The organism is Paenimyroides tangerinum (genome assembly GCF_003865405.1).
Classification (GTDB): Bacteria; Bacteroidota; Bacteroidia; order Flavobacteriales; family Flavobacteriaceae; genus Flavobacterium; species Flavobacterium tangerinum.
Window position 1 is genome coordinate 1 of the sequence record NZ_RQVQ01000003.1, and the last position, 21,792, is coordinate 21,792.

The window sequence follows — 21,792 nt, forward strand, 5'->3', positions numbered from 1 at the left end:
ATAAAACGTGTTGGTCTGTCTTTCCTCTTTTTTATTGAAACCATTATCGTATTTTTTCATTTCTGAATAAGAAAATACAATTACAGGAAAGTGGCAAACGTGCTTCCCTCCAATTATCCAGCCGTTTTCTCCAAATAGCTCTATTTCGTTTTTTATTTTATCTATCCTATAATTTACATACTGAAAGCCATTTTTAAGCCCTTCCTGATTATAAAATACTTCGATTTTATCGACAGGGATTTCTTTATCAAATCTGATTTTGACGTTAAATACATTCTTACCAGTTGTCTGCCCGAAAGCCACTCCCGATAAGAGTATAAAGGAGATAAGTATGTATAGCTGGTTTTTCATTATTGGAGTTATATTTTTTAATGATGTAATTTTTTCATATTTTCAGTATTTATAACTGACGGTAAGATAATAACAAAAAAACCTTGTGTTACATCATCTATTTCTGTATAAGATTTTGGTGGAAAAAGAAATTCAATCCTTTGTTTATTTGTCAAATCGCTTAATGTGTAATAATCGCAATGTTCGCCTTCTTTACCCTTAATTTCTCTGTAAGCATTTTTATATGTGTTTACCTTATGTTCATTATTGAAATTATTTCTCATTTCGTTTCTCTCTTTCTCAAATTTCCAAGATGGGTCTTCTGGACAGCAAGTTGAACCGTAACATTCTTTGAAGAAATATTTCACTTCGTTCTCTTTTAGTTCCGGGTTTTTAAAGTTTATTTTTATTGGTTTCCTCGGGTCGTGCATAACAACACTTAAGCTATCTACTTCATAACCCGATCCACCACGTCTTTTAATGTGATAAATTTTATTTTGATGGGCTTTTATATGTATTCCTTCTCTTTTTTCTCGTTCTCTAATTTCTTTCTCAAATACCCAATCTGTTGTAATAAGTATGATTTCATTTTGTTCCCATAAAAAAGAGCTTCTGCTGAAAAATAATTTTGCAGGAATACTAAAATCATCATTGAAAATTATGATAGGTTCTTTTTGAGGTTTGATAGGTATATCAACTAAAAAATGACCATTTGTTGATACATCTGTTTTTTTAATCAAAATCACATCATTAAAAACCGTATCACGGATGCTTTGCCCTAAAGCCGCTCCCGATAAGAGTATAGTTGATATAAGTATGTATAGTTTTTGTTTCATTACAGTAGTAATAATATTATCATTGTTTTGAATTAAATTCCATTTTGATTTTTTCAATTAATTCTTCATAACAGGATTTACATATATTCATTTGAGGTTTTGCTTCGTTTCCGTTATATACTCTCTTAACCTTCTCATTATTCCAGTCATAAATATAGATTTCTACTGTTTCATTGTACGGCTCTGATTTTTCGCCACCTTCCAATAAATATAATGTCATCATTCCATTAGTATTTTCGGTTATAAAGAATGGAATGTCATTTTTCAAGTATATTATAGTTCTTTTGTTCCATTCTCGATTGCTATTTCCAATACCTCCAATTTCTTCGTACTGAATCTTTACAATTTTCTTTTTCTCTTTGAAAATTTTGTATTTTTTCTCATCTACACTATTTCCTCGATTGAAGTCAATTCCTCTTATATGAGTAAGGCTGTCAATCTTCAAAGTTTTCAGATTTTCAATTCGTTGATATTCTTTACGGATTGCTACATCGTTTTTTTGAGCATTTAAAATCGTTCCCGATGAGAGCAAAAAAGAAATTAGTATAAAAAGTTTGTGCTTCATAGGTTTATATTTTAGCGGTTAAAGTAGTCAGTATCTTTTTAATTTTCGGGCATACTTGGTGAAGTATGTGTTTCACTTGGTAAACTGATTACTAAAACTTATTGTATGATTTATACCTATATAGATAGATGATAAAATCATATAAATGGTTGGAAATAACAATTTATGGTCTGTTTTTAGACTTGGAAAAGTCGATAAGGTTAAATGAAATTGAACTTACATACGTTACTCAAAAACAGTACCACAATAGCCCTATTATAAACAAAAGGGGCATTTGCCCCTTTTGTTCTTCATCAACTTAAACACCTCAGGAAGGTATCGTAAGGATGATTTCATCCGTACTTGACATTCCCGCTGTATTTTCGGTTATCATTTTAAAATGATGATAAACCGGATTTCCTTCACTATCCTGAATAATAAGCTGGTCAGATCCCCAATCAGTATCCACCAAAGGCAATACTATAACCGCATCATTGCTTGCGATAAAAGCGATTTGTTCCCAATTTCCTTTTTCATTCATCTTGTGCAAATAATATTTGCCTTTATATACCTGTTTATCCCACTCAAATACAACGGTTCCCAATGTTGTTGGGTTCACTGTAGTAGCAGTATAAGACAGGTTTGGAGAATCAGGTATTACATTCTCCGTAATCATTGTAATCATTAGTTTGGACGGCTCTGAAGGTGCAAAATCTGTTACAATCGTAAATACATTGTTAGGATTGTTATCATCATAACTGTAATTAGCTTCTGCATATTCAACTTTAGCTTCTACTGTTACACGATAGTAAAGTGCATCACCATAAGGTATTTCGGTAAGGTCTGCAAAGTCATCTGTTATAGTCCATATACCTTCTTCCAATAAACCGTCAGTTTCCAAATCAATAGTTTTAACCAAAGTCATGGCACGAACCGATGTTGCATCGCCCATATTTAAGGCACGGTACAGGTTAATTTTGGTAACGTTGTGAATAGCTTCATAAGAATTAACCTCTATCTGCATTGCCGGAGATATTCCCAAAATTTCGTTTTCCAGAATCGGGATAACGCTTTTTATTTCAGGTGTTTTCACAGCATAAGAATTCACCAGTCTTACCGGACCGATTGCCGTACTTAGCTCACCCTGTTTCATCTGTGCATCCGTTTCTCTAACGGCATAGAAATATACGCTTGTAGATGCACCATCAAGAGTGAAATCTGTAAATAGGGTTTTGTGAGGATTTGTACTTACGATTTTCATCATGGGTGCAATATCAAAATCAGCATCAGTCGGCTTTAACAACACTCCGTTTCTGTCACGAATTGTCTGTGCTTTCGGGATTGGCATATAAGCTCCGTCTTTAACATACTGATAAATCATAGGTACTTCTGTTAACGGTACATAGCTGTTATCAACAGTTTGTTTTACAAAATCGTAGAATGTAAGCTGTTCATTACGTCCCGGTACGCCCGGAATTACAATGTGATTCATATTGCTAAGCGTATTCGGAGCAATGAAAGGAACCGAATCTCCGTAATGACTGTTATGCTCAGCAATAAATCCGTTGATACTTTCAAAAAATGCAGTACTGTTCGGAATCGGAAAACGATAACCGTTATGTTCAGGGAATAAGTAACCGGAATCTACTGTTGCGTTTGCAAAATCTAATAAACGATCATTGGCAAAATCATCGGCATTTTGAATACGAATATCTTCTACAGAATTGGGAAGCGGAGCTTCGCCATATGGTGTCTGCAGATACAATGAACTGAATAGTATATCATCATTGCTTCGGCACATCGCCACACTGAATGGTTTGTGCGTATATTGTGTGGTAAAGGTATAGGTAGAACGACCGAAATAATCCGGACGTGTGGCGTAGAGGGCACCTTTAGGCTGCTCGGGTGTTTGCGGTTTTTCAAACCTTCTGGCAAACATAAAAGTTGGAGTTGAAATAGGAGATATAAAATCTATACTTCCTGCAACCCTGCTTCTCATACCAAAAATGCTGTATTTATCCAATATACCTTCTTCCTGTGGTAAAATATGACCTTCTGTCAAACGGCATGGTATATTATGATACAGATAAACCCGATACCCTGGATAGAAATTCACCCATGTATTGTTTCTTATTGCTATGGTTTGCAAAGGGGCTGTATCATAGTTTTCATCCTGTGCATAAACAATCAGGTTACCGGCATCTTCATGGAAGCGGATTACTTTGAGTGTTTTACGTTCACCATTTACATTGTTCTGATAAGGTACACGGATACTGCCACGATACCACTGAACACTCAATTCCTCCACATTCGGGTTGAACTGCGGATGGTTGCCAATAGTATAGCCGGGGAAAGTAATTTCGTATAAGCCGGCAAAAGTCGGTGAATAAGAATCGGTGTATTGTTTTATACTGGCATTGTTAAATACAAATCCACGAAACTTACGCAAATAAGTATTTTGTGTGGTATCGGTTCCTGTTCCGGCTTCAATGGTAACTTCCTCTTGCTGAATATTCCAGTTATTGCCAATCTGTACCTTGAAAGGATTTGGATTAACAGCTCCCCAGCTATCAACATTAAGCATGTTTCTTGTAAACATAAAAGATACTCCGGTAGCAGGTGTAATAAAATCAGCAGGGTCAAAAGGAACATTGGAGTTTTCGCCAAAAGCATCGCCAATCTGTTTTTTTAATACATGGAATTTCGGAAGCAATGGTGTTGCAGACGGAATTTCGATATCGTGTATAATAAAATCATCTCCACCAATCTGTAGAACTCCCCCTATATAAAACGGGATTTCTACTACATCTACTGTAGGATAAAGCGTTTGTCCTGCACTTGCCAGCACCATTGGTTCTGACTGGATAACGGAGATCAAAGGATTACCCGGAAAATCCGTTACACTGGTCACAACACCAAACAATTGTTCGGGAACTTCAGGGCTAAAGAATATCTCCATTTCATCTGCAAATACCTCCTCGTTATCAGGTAAAGGATTAAAATCAGGTAAAACCTGCCCGTCAATGGCTTTTTGATATGAAATCATATCCTGAACGGTATCATACTCAAGTGCTAAGCGTATAAATGTTTTATCTGTATTGGTTATCTGTGTCAACATCTGTTGCTCATTCTGAGAGGTCAGGAACAAGGGAGATTCCTCCTGTATCAGTAAAGCATTGATGCTTGAAGGCGGTAATAAATTATTATTGGGTACAATTTTAGTTTCCACATCCCATCTGGTATGTGTGGATATAGCACGGCTGAACCAGTTTACACCGTACGAACTGTACGTATGTACACCTGATCTTGTTTCTCTGTGTATAAATGCAGGTTGCCCGACTTCAGGAATAGCAATTCCTACCGTTTCATTTTTAGATTCAGCTCCTGTATCAGTTACATTAAGATACGCAGGATCATTAGGTAATTCCGGTTTTTGCCATTCAGGTTCTGTGGCTCTCTTGTATTCAATTCCTACATAAACCGGATAGGTAAATGTTGCCATATAGAATTGCTCGCTTGAATAATAGAAAGGGCTATCTTCAGGCTCGTCAGGTTTCAGCTCTTCAGCAAAAAGACTGATATACCTTGTTTTTCCATCATGTGCATAACCGTCAGCATCCGTAATCGTTTGTCCCTGATCTAATTCTGAATCTGCGGAAACGATGCCCGGAACCGGTTCTTTTAAAATTACGGGAAGTGTCAATCGCTGGTCATCTAAAGAGGTAGGCAGCGACATATATAAATGATTGCTTTTTACATCACTATTTCCATTTTCAAAAGTGAAATATTGTGCTACATAAATATATTGTTGTCCCTTGTACACTTCACTTTCCAGATCAAGGATACCTAGTCCAAGCATACGGGCTACATGATAATCCATTGATGCCATTTGCAGCATCATCAAATGAGAAATTTCCAACCCATTGTCCATTTCCTCGTTAGGCTCATCATTCAGATAATAGATTTCGTTAGCCAACGGGTTCATGGGATCGTTGCTCATTTCCAGATAGCGTTCTACAGAATCTTTTATACGTTGTCTCGGGTCTTCCAGATCACCGTTCCATTTGACGTGGTAGTTTTTTATATTGACAAACTCTCCATCATTATATCTTGGCCATACTGCATGAACGGGACGTTCGTCAGGTCTTGGCTCCAATCGTTTATAGGCTTCTTCGTCTTCTAAAGTCAGACTGTATTTTCCCATATCCTGCCATGCCTGCCCTTTATTGGCAGTTTGTATAAAGTCAAGATAAAACTCAAAATTTATAGCATTTACAATACAGTTAAAAGGAGCAAAACGCACGCTTCGACCATTTTCTGCATATACCGTTCGTCCCATTTCAACCGCACTCATATTGTTTCGGAATGTGACGTTCTTCGGTAGATTTAGTTGTTCTGTTTCAACAGACTGGATTTCTGCTTTTACCGTTCCGGTACCTACAGAAGGTGTTAGCCGTACTCCGAAAAAAAGATGGTTAGGACTTTCTACTTCAATCAGATTGTTGCCATATTCGTTCAAAAAACCTATTGGATTGTTCAAAGGATTAATGGCACTTCGTACCTGCTGATATCGGGTGGTATTGCGGAAATAAACATAGATGCTTTTGCCTCCTATACTGTAAAGCCATAATGCCTGTGCATCTACCACGGATTGTGGAGCCTGCGAAAAAGAGAGTTGTAAACTTACCGGCTTATAAGGTGTTCTGAAAATCTGAACGTAATCATCAGGTTTATTGTTGCCTTGTGGTTGTCCCTGATAATAATCTCCTTTAGGCAAATGTGTCTGCAAATTGTTTTTCAATAGCCATCTAAGGTGAATACCAGCTGTACTGTCTTCTCCTGTAGAACCTGCTGCCTGAAGATAAATATCAGCAGATTGCAGGTGTGTATTGGCATCTATAATAATTCCTGTTCCACCATCATCAGGAGGACAGATTACCTGTTGTTTTTCTGACCTTAGATCATAGAATTCAATTCTGGGTTCTTCATACTTTTCAGGTGAAATGCGTTCTACTGAAAACTCCAACTCTCTCCATTTAGTTTCGAGAGGTTGAAATTTTAATACTTCATCTACAGGAATAGTCCTGCAAGTATCATAATCAGGTAGCGACTGTGCAATAGCCACTGTACTTAAATTATAAGAAAAGGATGTTATTTTATTATCTGTATGTTCAGATATTCCCAGATGGTAATTATTCATCTCTGGTAGCTGTATAGCCTTTGTCCATTGAGAATGAGAAATACCGCTATCAAGTTGATACAGACTTGACCCGACAGAACAAAAAGTTCCATAATCATTTAATGCAACAGTCTGCATGACTGCTGCAAAATCTTTGTCTGATTCTCCAATAGCTATAATCTGATCATGTTCCTGATTGATTTCTGCTACAAAAAAGTTGGTGTACTGTCTTGGAACAGGTTTTTCAAAGTTTTTAATTAGTTCAAGTACATCGAAATTAAATCGGATTTCCCTGTTAATAACCCATTCCAAACCTATTCTGTCTTCAACAGGTGCAGAGGGGTCATAATGATAAAATGATCCCATAACAGTGTACCTGCCTTCATGTACCGGACTGGCTGCATAAATATGAAAACTGTTATAGCCTTTTAACGGTCCTGTATAGAAGAAACCGACTGACCGTACAATATTTAAATTCTGGTCAATCTGCATTATAGCACCAGTTTCCGCATATCCTCCGTAAAAAGTCAACAATCCTTTTTCCATCCGTTCCTCACGAACCAAAAGCATTGGTGAACGGGTTGGAATCTGAATTGCCTGAATTTCATAGCCTTCTTCAGGGTCAAATCTGTAAATATTATGATTTATCTGGGCGGGACCTGCTCCTTTATTGTGATTCTCCCTGATATGAACTACCAGTGAATTATCATCAAAAATATGCAGGCACGGATTAAAATTTACATTATCATAAATAGGTTTTACGGTTTGAACATCATAAATTTTCTTAATCCAGCTAATGTCACCATTCTCTTTCAATCTCATTAATAGTGCAACATCCCTGTCAAATCCTAAAACGACAATATCTTTTGTGCCGGGAATTTCAACAACATCGGTAAAATGAGGAAATGCCCAGACATATCCTCCTGTCACTTGTGTGTCAGGATAGATATAACGTCTTTGCCAAAGATAGTTACCGTCGGCATCCAGTTTACCGATAAACATCTGTTCAGGAACCTGTTCATTTCCACGGCGTACCTTACCAACTACATAGGTTGAAGTTCCGCTGTATATGAATTTCTTAACCTCTACCGAAGTAAATTGATCGTACTGATATATATTTACGTAAGCCATGTTTTTACCTTTTTTAATTAATCAAAATATTCGTTGCTTTTTGGGTATCTGAAATCACATATTCATTACCGTTCCATGTTTTGTATAGGAATTGGAAATGCAATTCTGCCGCCTGAATCCATTTAGCATCATTCATAATAAGAGCTTGTGAATAATCTTTTGAGTAGAGCACATGATAACTAGTATCAATCGTTACCAGATTATTCATCAGTACTTCAACCATTCCTGCATCCGAGCCATTTCTCTGTACATCTTTTAATGGTATTTTAGGATGATTAAAAGGTTCGGGATTGCGTACTAAAAGTGCTATAACTTTACCGGTGTTACTATCAATAATTTTATTGAATTCCGTAGTTACGGCATCTTCCATTGGAGAAAATCCGAACAAACCTTCTACTATGCGATCAAATGGATCAAGGAATTGTTGAGTAATCGCATCTGATAAAGAATTTGAAATACCTTTTATCGTGTCTAATCCAGCCTGTATATTTGCCGCATCCAATGCTTTTTCTAGGTTATAAACAGCCTGTTTAACTTGTGGTGTACCATCTTCTTCATACGATATAAAACAGCTTTGTACCTGCTCTTCAAAATTTCGGTATTGCGAAGTCTGGAATACAAATTTATGAACCTCCCTTGCGTAATCGGCTTTCATAGGATCCGTAATATCGGATACATCAAAGGAATTTGTTCCCCAATAGAAATTCAATACCTGTACTGTATATAGTTTCTGAGGTTTCAAACGTTTTGGAGTAATCTTTCTGAAATAAGATTTTGGTTTAATGACCTCAACGATTCCCGTACAGTTTTCTGCATTCAACATATTGAACCATTGTTGTAGTACAGGTGGTATCAGCGGATTTTGATCTTCTTCCCAGGTTTCAATTGTCTGCGGAATGTTAACCGGTGAATCTTCTATATTTTCCACGGTAGTATCTAGCCTCGGAGGATTGACAATTTCTACATCTTCAACAGGGTCTTTGATAATGATTTTCATAGTTCCACCCAATTCAGGGAATTTAACGGTTGAACCATCCATTACCGCTTCCCAGCCTTCTAAATGTTTATAAGCATATCTTGATGTAAAATACAATGATATTTCAGTAGTATCGTCATCATAGAATAATGGTTTGGCACTAACCAGATTTCCATCTGCATTAGGATATGAACGTTCATAATCAATGTAAGAACGAATTGACGTATGTGGGTACTGATCCTGTTCCTCGTAAGGAATCGGTCCGTAAGGCGAATACTGATCCAGATGGAAGAATCCAACCGGTCCTGCGGTATGGAAACCATACGCATAATCGTACAGCCCTTCTTCCTGTCCGTTATCCACTTCGTCCCTTAATTTAAAGCGTACATAATAACTGGTATCAGGTCTCCAAATAGGTTGAATGAAACGGTTGATACCAGCAACAGCTTCCTGTGCATCTCCGGTAATAGCGGGCTGACCTGGGATATTTATATTGTATTGATAATTTTCAACTGTTAACCAACTTACTTCATGGAAAAGTGTAAAGCACTTGATTTTACCATTACAATTACCTAAATCTGCAATCATAGCAATCATTTGTTCACAAGCCTCATTGAACTCGTCGCGATGTTGAAGGAATGCAATAGCTCCATTGTTTAAAATAGTTTGTATTACATTAATCTGATGCTGTAAAATATTGTTTAGATAACTATACTGTGGATTCTGTTCAATAAAAATGTAATAAGCATCCAAAAGTGGTGATTCACTTACAGGTGGCTTATCCGAAATGTTTGCAAATTGCTGGAACGACAGATGAGTGCTTAAATCACAAAGTACACGGTCATAACAATCCCTTTTAATACTTACAATATCCGTTAACTGTTCATATTTCGTTTTTACAGGTTTGAATAATTGTACTACTTCTCTGGAATGTTCGTAATCAAATCTCGGAATGTTGTCAAGATAAGAGACCAATCCCTCTATTGATTTACTGTATTGGTCAAGATTTATTTCATAACTTCTGTCTTCAAAACGGTTTTCCCTGAATATGTCATTGGTTCTGAAATAGATTTCCCTGTTACGATCTATAAAATGAGCATGTTCTATTACAAGTTCTTTTTCGTCAGGCTGTTTTCCGTCAGGATAATAAATAAACGGTTGTTCAAAGTTATTGTAAAAATATTCCACTAACTGAGGGTACATTTCGCACGCACGTTTATCCTTAACAGGTTGAATTCCCCTGCAACCTTTCTCGCTTACCCTTACCAGCTGTTTTTCTAATTCAGCGTAACGTTTCGGGTCGCTTGGTGTAATTTCTTTAACCACACCTCCTTTATTCAAGGCGTTTTGGTAACCCTGATCCATTAAGGCAGCCATTTGAGCTGTAATAGAATTAATTTGAAGCAAATTATTTTCATCCGGTCTTATGATAATCTTCGTAATGCCGTTAATTGGTGGAAATTCTGCATAAACAGGATCCTGCAATTCGATTCTTGTTCTATATACACTTTCTACCAGCTCGTATTGAACGAAAGATATGCTGTCATTGATTATAGGCTTGTAATATTCAATAGTTACACCCGAATCGTAGGTAGAAAGTTTTAATTCTATTTCTGACGATGGTGCAGGAAGCATAATAATCAATGGCGTATGATTCGGAAATTGCAACGACTTATCAAAAGCAAAGATATTTGCCTCGTTAGTAACTATGGCATAGTCTCCGGTAAGGCTCAAAGTATTATTTGGATTTAATACAAAATTGGTATCTCCATCTATCTGATAGGCGGCTCCTTTACTGTAAAAGAAGGTATTACTATAGGCATAATACTGTGTATTTAAAGGCTTATCCAGAAAATCGGAAACAGAGCGTTTGATTTGTTCGCCTTCACAGAATAATGTCGTTGGCGTTATGCCGTATTGTTCCGGTATAAACCATCCCGGCTCTCCTAATTCGGTATAAGAAAAAGGCGTGGTAGCCAACAAACGGATAGCATTATATTGGTTGTCTTTTTTCTGCCATTGTCCTACATTCATCTGGTCGAGGATCGGATCCGGATCGTTGGGATACAATGCGCGATAAGGATTATAAGGTTGCCATCCCATGGTCTGGCTGTAAGCCATAATCTCTATGCTCTGAATACTGTATTGATGTTTAACCTGTCTTAATTCCAGTCCTTTCATTATTTTTTCAGGTGGAACAAGGTCTGTATATAATCCTGGCGGATTGCTTACACCACCAATATTTGCCCCTGTGATATTTCCGGGAAGTAAACCTTTGGTTGTTTTAAGATCAATATAGGTGTCCAATGGAACCACCTTTTGTCGGATTTTAGTCAGGTCAATATTAATAGAACCGTTTGGTTGTTTCAGGTTTGCCAGTCCAAAGGCTTCACCTGTAAGCATACTGATTCCTTTTACCAATCCGTCTCCTTCTCCAGCCGCAGCTGCAATCTGCATCATGGCAAGTGCCCCAATTTGTCCGGATACTTCCGTAAACGGATCTATTGGGGTTCTATCCACTTGCTTATTGAACTCCCATTTCAACTCTATCTGAGCTTTAAATTTAATCTTAAAGAAGATTACTTTAATCTTAAACTGTACGGTAAACTTACCATAAATTAAAAATGGTCGTGGAGATTCTACTGCCAGTAATATGGTTACGGAAGCATAAATCCTGAAAATCTTAACATTGATGTCGATTGCCAGTCCTGCTTCGAAATATCCTCCAATCTGCGGACGTTCAAAACTGATGCGTCCACCCAGTTCAAGGTAAGCCAGAACCAAAATATATACAGGACCGAAACGACGTTCAAAACGGAACTCACCACGGGCACCCGCCTGAATTCCTTTTCCGGAAATCATCAGGAAGGCTTTCAGTGTAAAGATGTCCTTTAACAGCTTGGCTGAAATAGGTGCCTGTTGTGTTCCAAAATTGATGTACCATGCCGATGGGTTGTTGAAGAAGAAACCTGCCTGAATCTCGGCATAGATTTTTATAATATCCCCAGAACTTTCCGGGAATTTATAATCTGCCCCGAAACCGAATTCCAATGAGTTGTCACCAAAAATAAAGAAGGCAAAGAACGGAGGGTCATCTGCAAACGAAACCCGTTTGGACAGCAGCTTCATTCTTGCATCTACCATGACCATAGAAGGCAGTGATAATAAAAGCATAGCATTTGCGGAAATGATATTTCCGGCAGCCATTGTATCACCAATGATAGCTCCTACACCTAAAGAGAATGGGAAACCGTAATGTTCGGTTTGATCAGGACGGCTGAATTTCTCAACACCGACACCTTTTGTAGGTGCGGAATAATATTCATACCAGGTATTGTCTGAGGTCATACCGATTGCCTCTTTTTCTGCTACATATCTGTACCCTAATAGTCCCTTGAAGCCGTAAATAGATACCGGACCCAATGGAATTGGATTTGGCAATTCGATTCCTGCTTCAATCAAAAAGGCAGGATATTTCGGTGCCAGACGCATATCTACATAACCCGCTATTCGCGGATTTTTTATTTTAAGGTTAACACCTCCTTTAAACTCAGGGAATCCTCCTGGCTCAGGAATAGACAACCAACCGTTAATCATCACACTCGGATCACTGGAGTTTGCCGGTATAACCAAATCTACATGGATGGTTTGTATATGCAGATATGAATCGTGAGGTTTACCTGGTCCTTCATCAATACTATAGTAAAATTTAATACCATCTCCACGGGCATCAATTCCGGCAATACCGATATTGACACCGGCATCGAAGCCGAAGTAGTTGTATTTACGAATTTGTCCATCTTTTTCACGCTCATGCGAACCAAAGTGAATGGCACTTACGGAAAGCTCTACCGGACCAATTTTAAGTTTTACCGTTTTAGGCAGTACAAGGCTTCCGCCATCTACTTTAAAATCAATACGACCGTTACTGTAAATTCGCAGAGCGGCACCAATGGTAATTCCCTGACCTTCTAATAAACCGGCAAGTAACCCTTTAAACTCAATATCTGCTGCTGCGCCAATAAAGAAATCATCATCTTCACGTCCCAGTTCAACCGATTTCATGTGGAGTTTAAAAACGTCTCCAAATTCAATGGTTGGGTATGGCGGTGTAGTAGAAGCGGTAAGTTTAAAATCACCGTTGGCTTCTAAATGACCTACTACATCAATTTCAGCAATATCTCCGTTTGGTTTTTTAAAACTTGGTATTGTTAGCCTTGCTCGTATATTTGAAGAAACTATATCATTTTGTGAAAAGGTGATATCAAAAGAGTTAAATCCTAATTTCCATGATTTTTCAGGATCTTTGCCTAGCTTTATCCAAAAGAAATCAGTTTCTCCAGGAGGGTTTCCAGTATTAAGTGCCTCTAACGCAATTGTTCCTGAAATTCCTCCTGTTCCAATTAATAATCGCTTTCCAGAAATTTTTAAGGTTTGTGTTGCATTTTCATCTTTAGAAAACCATTTTGGTGGTAAAATAATATCCGTTTGTTCCGTATAGATTCCCATGAATTCCATAGGACGTCCGTCTGCTGTTGCCTCTGGAAAATTAGAAGTAGTGCTTAAATCTACTTTTAAATTATGAATATTAACAATTAATCCCGTGTTTCCAATCTGTACAGGGGTAACGGTATTGATAACTAAATCCATATTATAACCGAAACCTTGTGTGGTATCTGCATAAAATAATGCTTCTGCAAATGTAAATAGAGCTTTAGGCTCCTGTTCTGCTAAAGGTGCATTGGGGTTTGTCGGTGGAATTGGTTCATATGGAGTGGAACTAGACTCATCATAGACTGGTATTAGCATTGTTCTGGGAAACTCTATACCTGCAATAAGTGTTAACGTTGCACGGAATTTAGGGACAATAACATCTTTGATAAAATCATCTATATTTTGAGGTATAAAACTTTGGTAATAAGTCTTAATATTCGCCAGCGTTTCATTGATATCATTTGTTACTAAATAGGTACCGCAGGCAACAATAGAACTATAACTGTTTCCACTACTTATATAAATTTGTTTAACAACCTCACTAAGTTTAGTTTCATCAGTAGGTGCCGGAATACTACTTCCTAAATAATCATTAACATCCGAAACAAATTGCTGCAAAGGAGTAATGGTATCATTATCAGGGACAACGAATAGGTTAATAAACTGAGCTAAGGCTTGCTCTTCGGTAATATTTAAAACCCTTAATGCCGTTTCAAAAAACGCTTCAGGAGTAAAAGAGAAACTACCTAAATTGAACGCACGCAGATATGCTAAAATCTTCCATTGATATTCAATGGTAATAGGGAAAGATGATATAGAAGTATCTCCTCCTGTAAGATCCGGATTAAGCACTAAATAAATACCTGTACCCGGAAGCTCTATATCTAATCTATCGGATGACACAATAGAGAGGCTGTAGGAAGCGGCGTCTCCTCTTGGGCTTTTACTATATTGCAGATCTTTGTAGTAAATTTTATCAAATAGCCATAAAACGCCATCTTTTACAAAGCCTAATATTTCAGGAATATCATCCTGACTCATGACAGAAGATAACGTAGGATAGTATCTTCTGGTTACCGGTGGTTGAGATGTTCCGTTTGGCATAGTCAGAGTATTTTTAGTATTACTTAATTCATTGAATGTTATGTTTTAACGGATCATAACGTATCCAAATAGTTTTTTAATGCTTGTAAGAATGCAGCCTCTTCAGCATCGGGTTGTTGATTATAATGGTTTACAACATCTGTTGCATAACTTGTGTAATTACTATTATTCAACAATTTCAGAATAATCATTTTTCTTGCAGGTAATGGCTGATTGTAAAATTTTGCCTGTTCTTGTATCGGCATAGTTTCGGCATAGGTGAAAAGACTTTGTAATGTAGGATATTGGTTTACAAAGTTCACAGCCGCATTCATCAATTGGTTTAAGTAGGGATATACTTCATTAAATGAAGCGGTATCTGATACTGGATTATCATACAAAAAGTCGTAACCAGATTCACCAATAATATCTTCTCTAAATCCTTTATTAAAAGTTGTAGCAGTTAAACTATGACCAAAATCTAAATTTGGGAAACCTTGCCAAACCTGATGAAAAATTTGCTCTACTTCTGTAAAACAAATTCCAACACTTATGCCATAAAATGTTACATCAAAAGGAAAATCTTCATCAAAACTAAACTGTATCTCTATTCTATTATTACTGTCCTGTTTATAATAAAAACCTTTATTATCTAATGTATATCCATTAGGTTTCAACATTTCTAAATGTTGCAGAAAATTCTCTTTATTATATAATGTATCGCTCATTGTCATCATAATGTATCCAAATAATTTTTTAATGCCTGTAAAAATGCGGCTTCTTCTACATCTGGTTGTTGATTGTAATGATTTACAACGTCTGTTGAATAAGTTGAATAATCAGAAATGTTCAACAGCTTTTTTATAATCATCTTTCTTGCGGGAAGGGGTTGATTGTAAAAACTTGCTCTCTCCCGACCGGTAGCCAAACCTTCCCCATAATTATAAAAATCTTGCAGCGTTGTATATTGGGTGATAAAATTGACAGACGCATTCATTAACTGATTTAAATATGGGAATGCTTCATTAAAAGAAGCCGTATCAGCAACACGGTTCTGTAAAAGAAACTGATAGCCTGATGTTCCAATTACATTTTCACGAAATCCCTTTTTAAAGGTTGGGGCATTTAAACTATGCTCAAATTTTAAACTTGAAAAATTTTGCCAAACCTGATGAAAAATTTGTTCTACTTCTGTAAAACATACCTGTACACCAGCTCCGTAAAACCTTACATCAAAAGGAAAATCTTGGTCTGCATCTAAAAAAATACGTATTTTTCTATTAACTTCATCTTTATAATAATAACCTTCATTGCTTAAAGTATATCCGTTTGGTTTTAATACTTCTAAATGTTGAATAAAATTCTCTTTATTATATACTGTATCGCTCATTGTTAATTTAATTTAGTTACACCTTGTATTTCTGTGCCATCGGCTTTATCAAATAATTTAAAAAAGGTAGGTGACGCTCCACCTGGTAATACTAATTTATCACTATTTGGATTCAACCGTATATTATCATCATATTTAGATGCAGAAGATAAACTTCTTACATTAAACCCTTGGCTTGCATTTTGCAATGCTTCCAGCTGTCTTGCACTTAAATTGGTAGTGGTTTGTAATTTTGTTTCGAGTATTATTATATCTTCAATAATATCTTTATCAAACTGGTCAACTCCATATTTCACAAACAACTGGTCTGCTACAAAGTAATTTTCCGTATTGCCAATTTTCAATTGAATACTTGGAAAGAAATCATAGCCATTCCCAATGTCTTTTGTGCCTTGAGTTGCATTTAATATCCTTTGCCTTACATCATCAAAAACTCCTGAATTTTTATCAAGAAGTCCGTCTGTACAAAGGTTTTCAAAGCCCCTTCCTAATCCAAAAATATGTTTAGCAAATATACTTTTTCTCCAATCTAGCCAGCGTGCATTGGTATTATCCCTAGCAGCATACGCAAAGGCAGGATCTTGTAGCCAGGGTTTCATAACATTATTAATGTCGCCTGGGCTTTGCTTAATACGTGAGCGTACACCGGCTCCACGGTCTGCATGTTTCATTTCGTACACTATGCTGTCAATCATATCGTCCGTCATATTATCAAACTGGCGCAGTACGGGTACGTTGTTGGCAAACTCGCCCAAGGCATCTCCTGTCATTTTTGTCCATGCTTTTATAAAGCCGGGACCGCCCGGGAGTGGGGTTAAGTGACCGTGTTGTCTTATAAATTCATCTCTTAATGTTTTGTCGAGGCTTGCAATCGCCGATTTTAGATTATTGTCGCCATAATAAGCTATATATTTGGCTGCTTTTGCATTGTCTGCAAGTAAAGCTACATTGGTTATTTCGTCTGTTATATTAAGGTTTCGGAATTGTTTCCAGTTATCCACAGCTTCACCACTATTTTTTGTTAATTGCGCCCAGAAAGCATTATCGCGCTGAACCATACCAAAATCATTGAAGAAATTTATCTTATCGATATCGGTTGTTAATTTACCTGAAATGACAGAACCACTAGGTATCAGGTTAATCATGTTTTCGTAATCGCCCAATACATCAACACCATTATTAAGCTGTTGGAACCTTACCTTTAATTCAAGATATTGCCCGGTATCCCACGCAGGTGGATAACCTAAATCTGCAAGTTCTTTTGCTTTTTTTCTAATCATCCTGCTTGCATAGATATCCATCCCTAACGAGCCCATCTGCATCCAGAAAAGAATATTATCTATCGCTTTGCATCGTTTGTATGCCTTTTTAGCTTCTTCGGAAGCACTTGGAAGCTCATCAGGAATCTGACCCTCTGGTGTTGCATCGTTCACATTATTGTCAACTACTCCGTGATATGTTGCACAATCTGTACCATTCATATAGTACTGTCTAAACAGCTGTGTAAGTGAGGCAGTAAATTCAAAAGTTCCCGCAACTCCCTGCACACTGTAGTATGCTGATCGTACCAAAAAAACTCTCTGCGAACCAGTTATTGCACCTCTCCATGCTTGACCAATTTTACTTAAATACCTTAAGTGACGTAATTTTGTGATGTTACCAATACCTGTAAAAGTAAGTGCAACGTCTAATGCTAATCCAATTCCTGTCCAAAGATCTTCTTTGTCACCTCTATCGTCAATATACTTTAAAAAGAAAAGTGGTAATAGGGCTTGTGTCTCACCATTGGGAGCAGCATTTAAACCGATTAACGGTATTTTTATAGCGACATCTTCGTCTTTATATTCATTTAATGTTATAGCTTGATATATATTATAGACACCAACCGATACCCAAGTTTTTCTAATACCAGATTGGTATTCTTTATAAGTTGGTACAACTTCAATCTTCTCTTCCTGTGCTTCAATATTATTACTCTTGAAAACAAAATTCATGTTGTCCATATAAAACCCAAAGAATAATTCAGATTCATATTTTAGGGTGACAGGCTTGCCTTCATAGGTATCCGATAATTCATCAGTATCAGTATCTGAATTCATTGGATTATATGATGACACAAACCACAACATATACATTGTAAGCATATACGCCTTCCTGTTGTCTTCCCCAAAGAACATAATTCTGTCATCAATTCTTCGGTATAAAGCTTCAAAAAGAGTTACGTTACTATTGTTCCATTTAACAGATTCTGAAAGTAATAGCCCGAGGAACTCATCGGCATCTGGAAATGTAACTGATTTTATAATTGTTAATGCGATAAGCTCGTCCTTATTGTATAGCGCATTATTGACTAACATTTTTAGAATTTCAACCCTATGGGGAATTGGAATAATACCTATTGCAGAAGATGGTAAAATACTAATCAGATATTTAATCCGCCTATCACTACGTTCTTTCAAAGTACCAGTATCATTAGGAAATATCTGTGCTGCTGTTCTGTAATAGGTGTTTATATAAAAGTTGACTAATGAATTATAGTATTGATTGATAATGGCTTCGTACTCTTCCGAATAGGAAGTAGGTAGAATAGGGTCTACATTAAATTTGGTTTTACCTGAATGAATATAAAAATACCCCCAATTCAATAATATTTCTCCTACAATACGGTCACAAAGTTGTAAGGCATCATAAGGTGCCGGATTATTATTATATGTTTTATCATCAAATGCATCATAAATTGTTTGAAAAGATTCAATTGCAAGTTTTTCAACGTTCTCTTTACAATGAGAGATTTTCCAGCAGATGAAAATGTTATGTTGAGTAAATGCCTGCTTTTGCTGTTCAGAAACTCCCCAGCCTGCAATATGATCTCCAAAATTCTTTTTATAGAACCATTCTGGAGCAGTATCAGACCTGTCCTCTAAAACTACATCCACCTTGGAATAGTCAGAACTTGAGATATTCCCTTTCACTGGAGGGTAATCTTCAGGAGACCTGTATCTTAAAGGTTGATTAATATTAGGATCGGGATCATTCTTGATCTTGAACTCATAATATTTATTATAATAGTATTCGTTATATGGAGTTTTTGGAAATAGTCTTTTAATCTTTATCAAATCACCTTCAGTACCTAACTTAAAGCCCCAATTGTCATTGTTTTCGAAAATGTTTATAGGGAAAAGATGTTTTTGACCTGTACCAATAACTGTACCTGAGGTTAATTCTTCTACAGTTATACCTCCATTTTTGTACTTATAAAATGAACTATTCTGATAATAACCTGGTGTGCATTTACCTTGATCCTTGTCTTTAAAATCAGTTTTACCGTAGTAAGAAAAGGAAAGGGTCGCGCTACCAATTTGTAAATCAAATTTCCACAATTCACCAGTATTGTAATAATAATCATTCGCTACGGTATAAGTATCCGTATAGAGCCGTAATGGTAATCCATTATATGCTAAAACAACATCTTCCATTATAAATCAGGCATTTCAAAGTTAGTAGATGGTATCGGTTCCAATGATGTCATGTTTTCACTATATAGTTGAGAAAAGAAAACAAATCCGTCAATTGTGTAAACCAATACATTTTGGACTGGACTATAAATTTTTGGTTCTCCAGCTGGATTTTCAGCTGAAATCAATAATAAATAGCTTTTAAATCGAATATTTTCAGTAGATAGATAAGTATCATCTTCTAAAGGAAGGGTATTTTTAAAGAATATTCTACTATTAGTCAAGTTTTCCTGTACAATCAAATCCTGTAGATATTGATATTCAGAATTAGTTATCCCAAGTATTTTTTTCGAGGGTTTAGTCAGATCCGCGGTAAAAAGGGTTACACCTTGAATAGAAGTTCCTTCATACACAAATTCTTCTACCTGAAAATAATATGGTAATTCGGGCTGATAAAAATTATTATTAACCTCAGGCTCATAATTAACAGTCCCAGTAGTTGAACTATCAATATTTGTACTTGTAGTTTCTAAGTTAATTCCAGTTTCTTGCCGTATGGTATCTAAAAGAGTTTCATAGGTTACTCTTTGTAAATAAGATTGACCATCAACGGCAATTGCATCAAAGATTCGTCGTGATTTTACTAATCCTATATCTTCTGTTTTAAGAGCATTTGGAAAGTTGATAATTTGATTTTGATTTTCGGATACTATTGGTAATTCTAGCCCAGATCGGCTAACAGTAAATGATTTTACCTTAAATAATCCGAAAATATCATCCACATCCTTTATTTGATGGAACAAGTCATCGGTGTTTTCTTTAATGAATAATTGATTGCCTTCATAAATTATGCGTACTATTGATGATATGGTGTTGCCACTTGCTATTGGAAATTGAAGAGCCAATGGCTTGGTATAACTTATAATTTCTTGTATTTGATCTTCTTCAGGAATTTGAGGAAACAATATGTTTTGATTCCGTATAAAATTATCTTCATGATCTGAAATCAAAAATCCGTTTTCAATATATGCAGATGTATTTTCGGAACCATCAGTAAGCAAAGCGAAAAAAAGTTTATCAGTTATATTATTAACTTTATGAACGGGCCAACCGCTCGTTCCAAAAGTAGTTTCAGTAAGATTTAGTTCATCACTTCCTATTTTTATATTATTTGGATTGGTATCTGAAATAACATAATTGCCGTAAAAATTATACGATCTTAATCTTTCGCTTTGTATATAAAGGAAAACAGTGTTTTTAGTATGAAAATTTTGAATTGCAGAATAAATATCTCCCGCAGAAGTTACAGGTGAAGTTGAACTTCCTATATAGAGTTTTCCATTTCCACTTGCATGTAATCCGTAGAATGAAGCTATATCAATAAATTGGGTGCTCATTTCCCTGATTTGTCTATTTTGGAAATCAGAATTAGATGTTTGGGTTTCGAGCTTATGAAGCGGAGAACGTGCAAATGCCAAATTAAATTGAAAAGGATTGGTATCATCCTCTATAAAATAATCCCCATTATTCAAGACTACATCAATTCCAATTTCACCAGTTGCATTACCTAACTGGGTTCCCCTGGGGATTAAAGGGAGTTCATAAGCAAATTGAGGTATTTCCTCCTCAGCATTACTGTCATATTGAACAATCTTATAGAAATATTCGTCAATAAAATCAGATAATTGCTGAGAACTACCAGGACCGGGAAACCCAATAAATTCTTCTAAAAAAGGTGGCTGGTTTGAAGGATTGCTACTGTAAAATTTATTAAATTCTTTCCAGATGTACTTTGCAAAATCACTACCGGAGGTTTCGCTACCGGCAATCTTTAGCCTGTTTACTCCTTCAACAACAACATCACTGAAAAAGTCACTTTTATTAAGCCCTCTATATACAAAATATTTTATTGATAAACCGCTAATAGGTTGCTTAAAGGGTTTGAGAATAACATTTACCTTATCATTGTTTCCTACTTGCGGTTGTACGAAAATTTGACCTTGACAAATTGCATAGACTTTTTTACTTCCGGAAAAGGAAACTTTAGCTGTAGTACTAAATTCTACGGTAGATATTGCACCAAAGCTATTTGCTTCTACCTGTGAAAACGAACTGTTTTCTAAAAAGAAATGTGAAATCATTTGGAGAGAAGCTCTAACATTTCTTCCGTCATTTGAAGTCGTTAAATCTTCATATTGAGGACTATTTTGAATTGGCATATCTTAGTACTTTAATTGTTATTACTTTCCAGACACTTTCTTCAAGTTATTATGTGATAAAATTACATAGTCTTGATATTCTGAAAAAGGGAAAAAGTGACAAGATTCTGTCGGAATTACAATTTTATGTCACTTTCTTCAAGTTTTTTGTTAAA

General features: G+C 36.2%; 9 protein-coding genes. All 9 read right to left on the reverse strand.

The features are described from left to right. A partial coding sequence (locus tag EG240_RS01570) for a hypothetical protein (protein WP_148096336.1) occupies window positions 1–351 on the reverse strand: 351 nt, incomplete at its 3' end. A gap of 17 nt (window positions 352–368) precedes the next feature. Continuing rightward, window positions 369–1,166 (reverse strand): hypothetical protein, encoded by a 798-nt coding sequence (locus tag EG240_RS01575; protein ID WP_125016721.1) that lies wholly within the window; start codon window positions 1,164–1,166, stop codon window positions 369–371. A 19-nt stretch (window positions 1,167–1,185) separates the two neighbouring features. Further along, entirely contained in the window at window positions 1,186–1,731 is a 546-nt protein-coding gene (locus tag EG240_RS01580) for a hypothetical protein (RefSeq protein WP_125016723.1), read from the reverse strand. Between the two features lie 307 nt (window positions 1,732–2,038). After that, the gene (locus tag EG240_RS01585; RefSeq protein ID WP_125016725.1) at window positions 2,039–8,020 is read right to left on the reverse strand and encodes a hypothetical protein; all 5,982 of its coding nucleotides are present in this window, start codon (window positions 8,018–8,020) and stop codon (window positions 2,039–2,041) included. 13 nt (window positions 8,021–8,033) lie between these two features. After that, the gene (locus EG240_RS01590) at window positions 8,034–14,594 is read right to left on the reverse strand and encodes a hypothetical protein (RefSeq protein WP_125016727.1); all 6,561 of its coding nucleotides are present in this window, start codon (window positions 14,592–14,594) and stop codon (window positions 8,034–8,036) included. A gap of 53 nt (window positions 14,595–14,647) precedes the next feature. Next, window positions 14,648–15,301 carry a hypothetical protein gene (locus EG240_RS01595; RefSeq protein ID WP_125016730.1) on the reverse strand — a complete coding sequence of 218 codons (654 nt, stop codon included), beginning with the start codon at window positions 15,299–15,301 and terminating at the stop codon, window positions 14,648–14,650. A gap of 5 nt (window positions 15,302–15,306) precedes the next feature. Then, window positions 15,307–15,963: a hypothetical protein gene (locus tag EG240_RS01600; RefSeq protein WP_125016732.1), complete on the reverse strand. Its 657-nt coding sequence runs from the start codon at window positions 15,961–15,963 to the stop codon at window positions 15,307–15,309. Between the two features lie 2 nt (window positions 15,964–15,965). Further along, window positions 15,966–19,439 carry a hypothetical protein gene (locus EG240_RS01605; RefSeq protein ID WP_125016734.1) on the reverse strand — a complete coding sequence of 1,158 codons (3,474 nt, stop codon included), beginning with the start codon at window positions 19,437–19,439 and terminating at the stop codon, window positions 15,966–15,968. Continuing rightward, window positions 19,439–21,637, reverse strand: coding sequence for a hypothetical protein (locus EG240_RS01610; RefSeq protein ID WP_125016736.1), 2,199 nt, complete (start codon window positions 21,635–21,637; stop codon window positions 19,439–19,441). Before EG240_RS01610 ends, EG240_RS01605 begins: the two co-directional genes overlap by 1 nt. Window positions 21,638–21,792 lie beyond the last annotated feature (155 nt).

Bases quoted from the DNA above. Each gene is read 5' to 3' on its own strand.
- EG240_RS01600 (WP_125016732.1), bottom strand. From the start codon at position 15,963: ATGAGCGATACAGTATATAATAAAGAGAATTTTATTCAACATTTAGAA.
- EG240_RS01585 (WP_125016725.1), bottom strand. From the start codon at position 8,020: ATGGCTTACGTAAATATATATCAGTACGATCAATTTACTTCGGTAGAG.
- EG240_RS01580 (WP_125016723.1), bottom strand. From the start codon at position 1,731: ATGAAGCACAAACTTTTTATACTAATTTCTTTTTTGCTCTCATCGGGA.
- EG240_RS01605 (WP_125016734.1), bottom strand. From the start codon at position 19,439: ATGGAAGATGTTGTTTTAGCATATAATGGATTACCATTACGGCTCTAT.
- EG240_RS01575 (WP_125016721.1), bottom strand. From the start codon at position 1,166: ATGAAACAAAAACTATACATACTTATATCAACTATACTCTTATCGGGA.
- EG240_RS01595 (WP_125016730.1), bottom strand. From the start codon at position 15,301: ATGAGCGATACATTATATAATAAAGAGAATTTTCTGCAACATTTAGAA.
- EG240_RS01610 (WP_125016736.1), bottom strand. From the start codon at position 21,637: ATGCCAATTCAAAATAGTCCTCAATATGAAGATTTAACGACTTCAAAT.
- EG240_RS01590 (WP_125016727.1), bottom strand. From the start codon at position 14,594: ATGCCAAACGGAACATCTCAACCACCGGTAACCAGAAGATACTATCCT.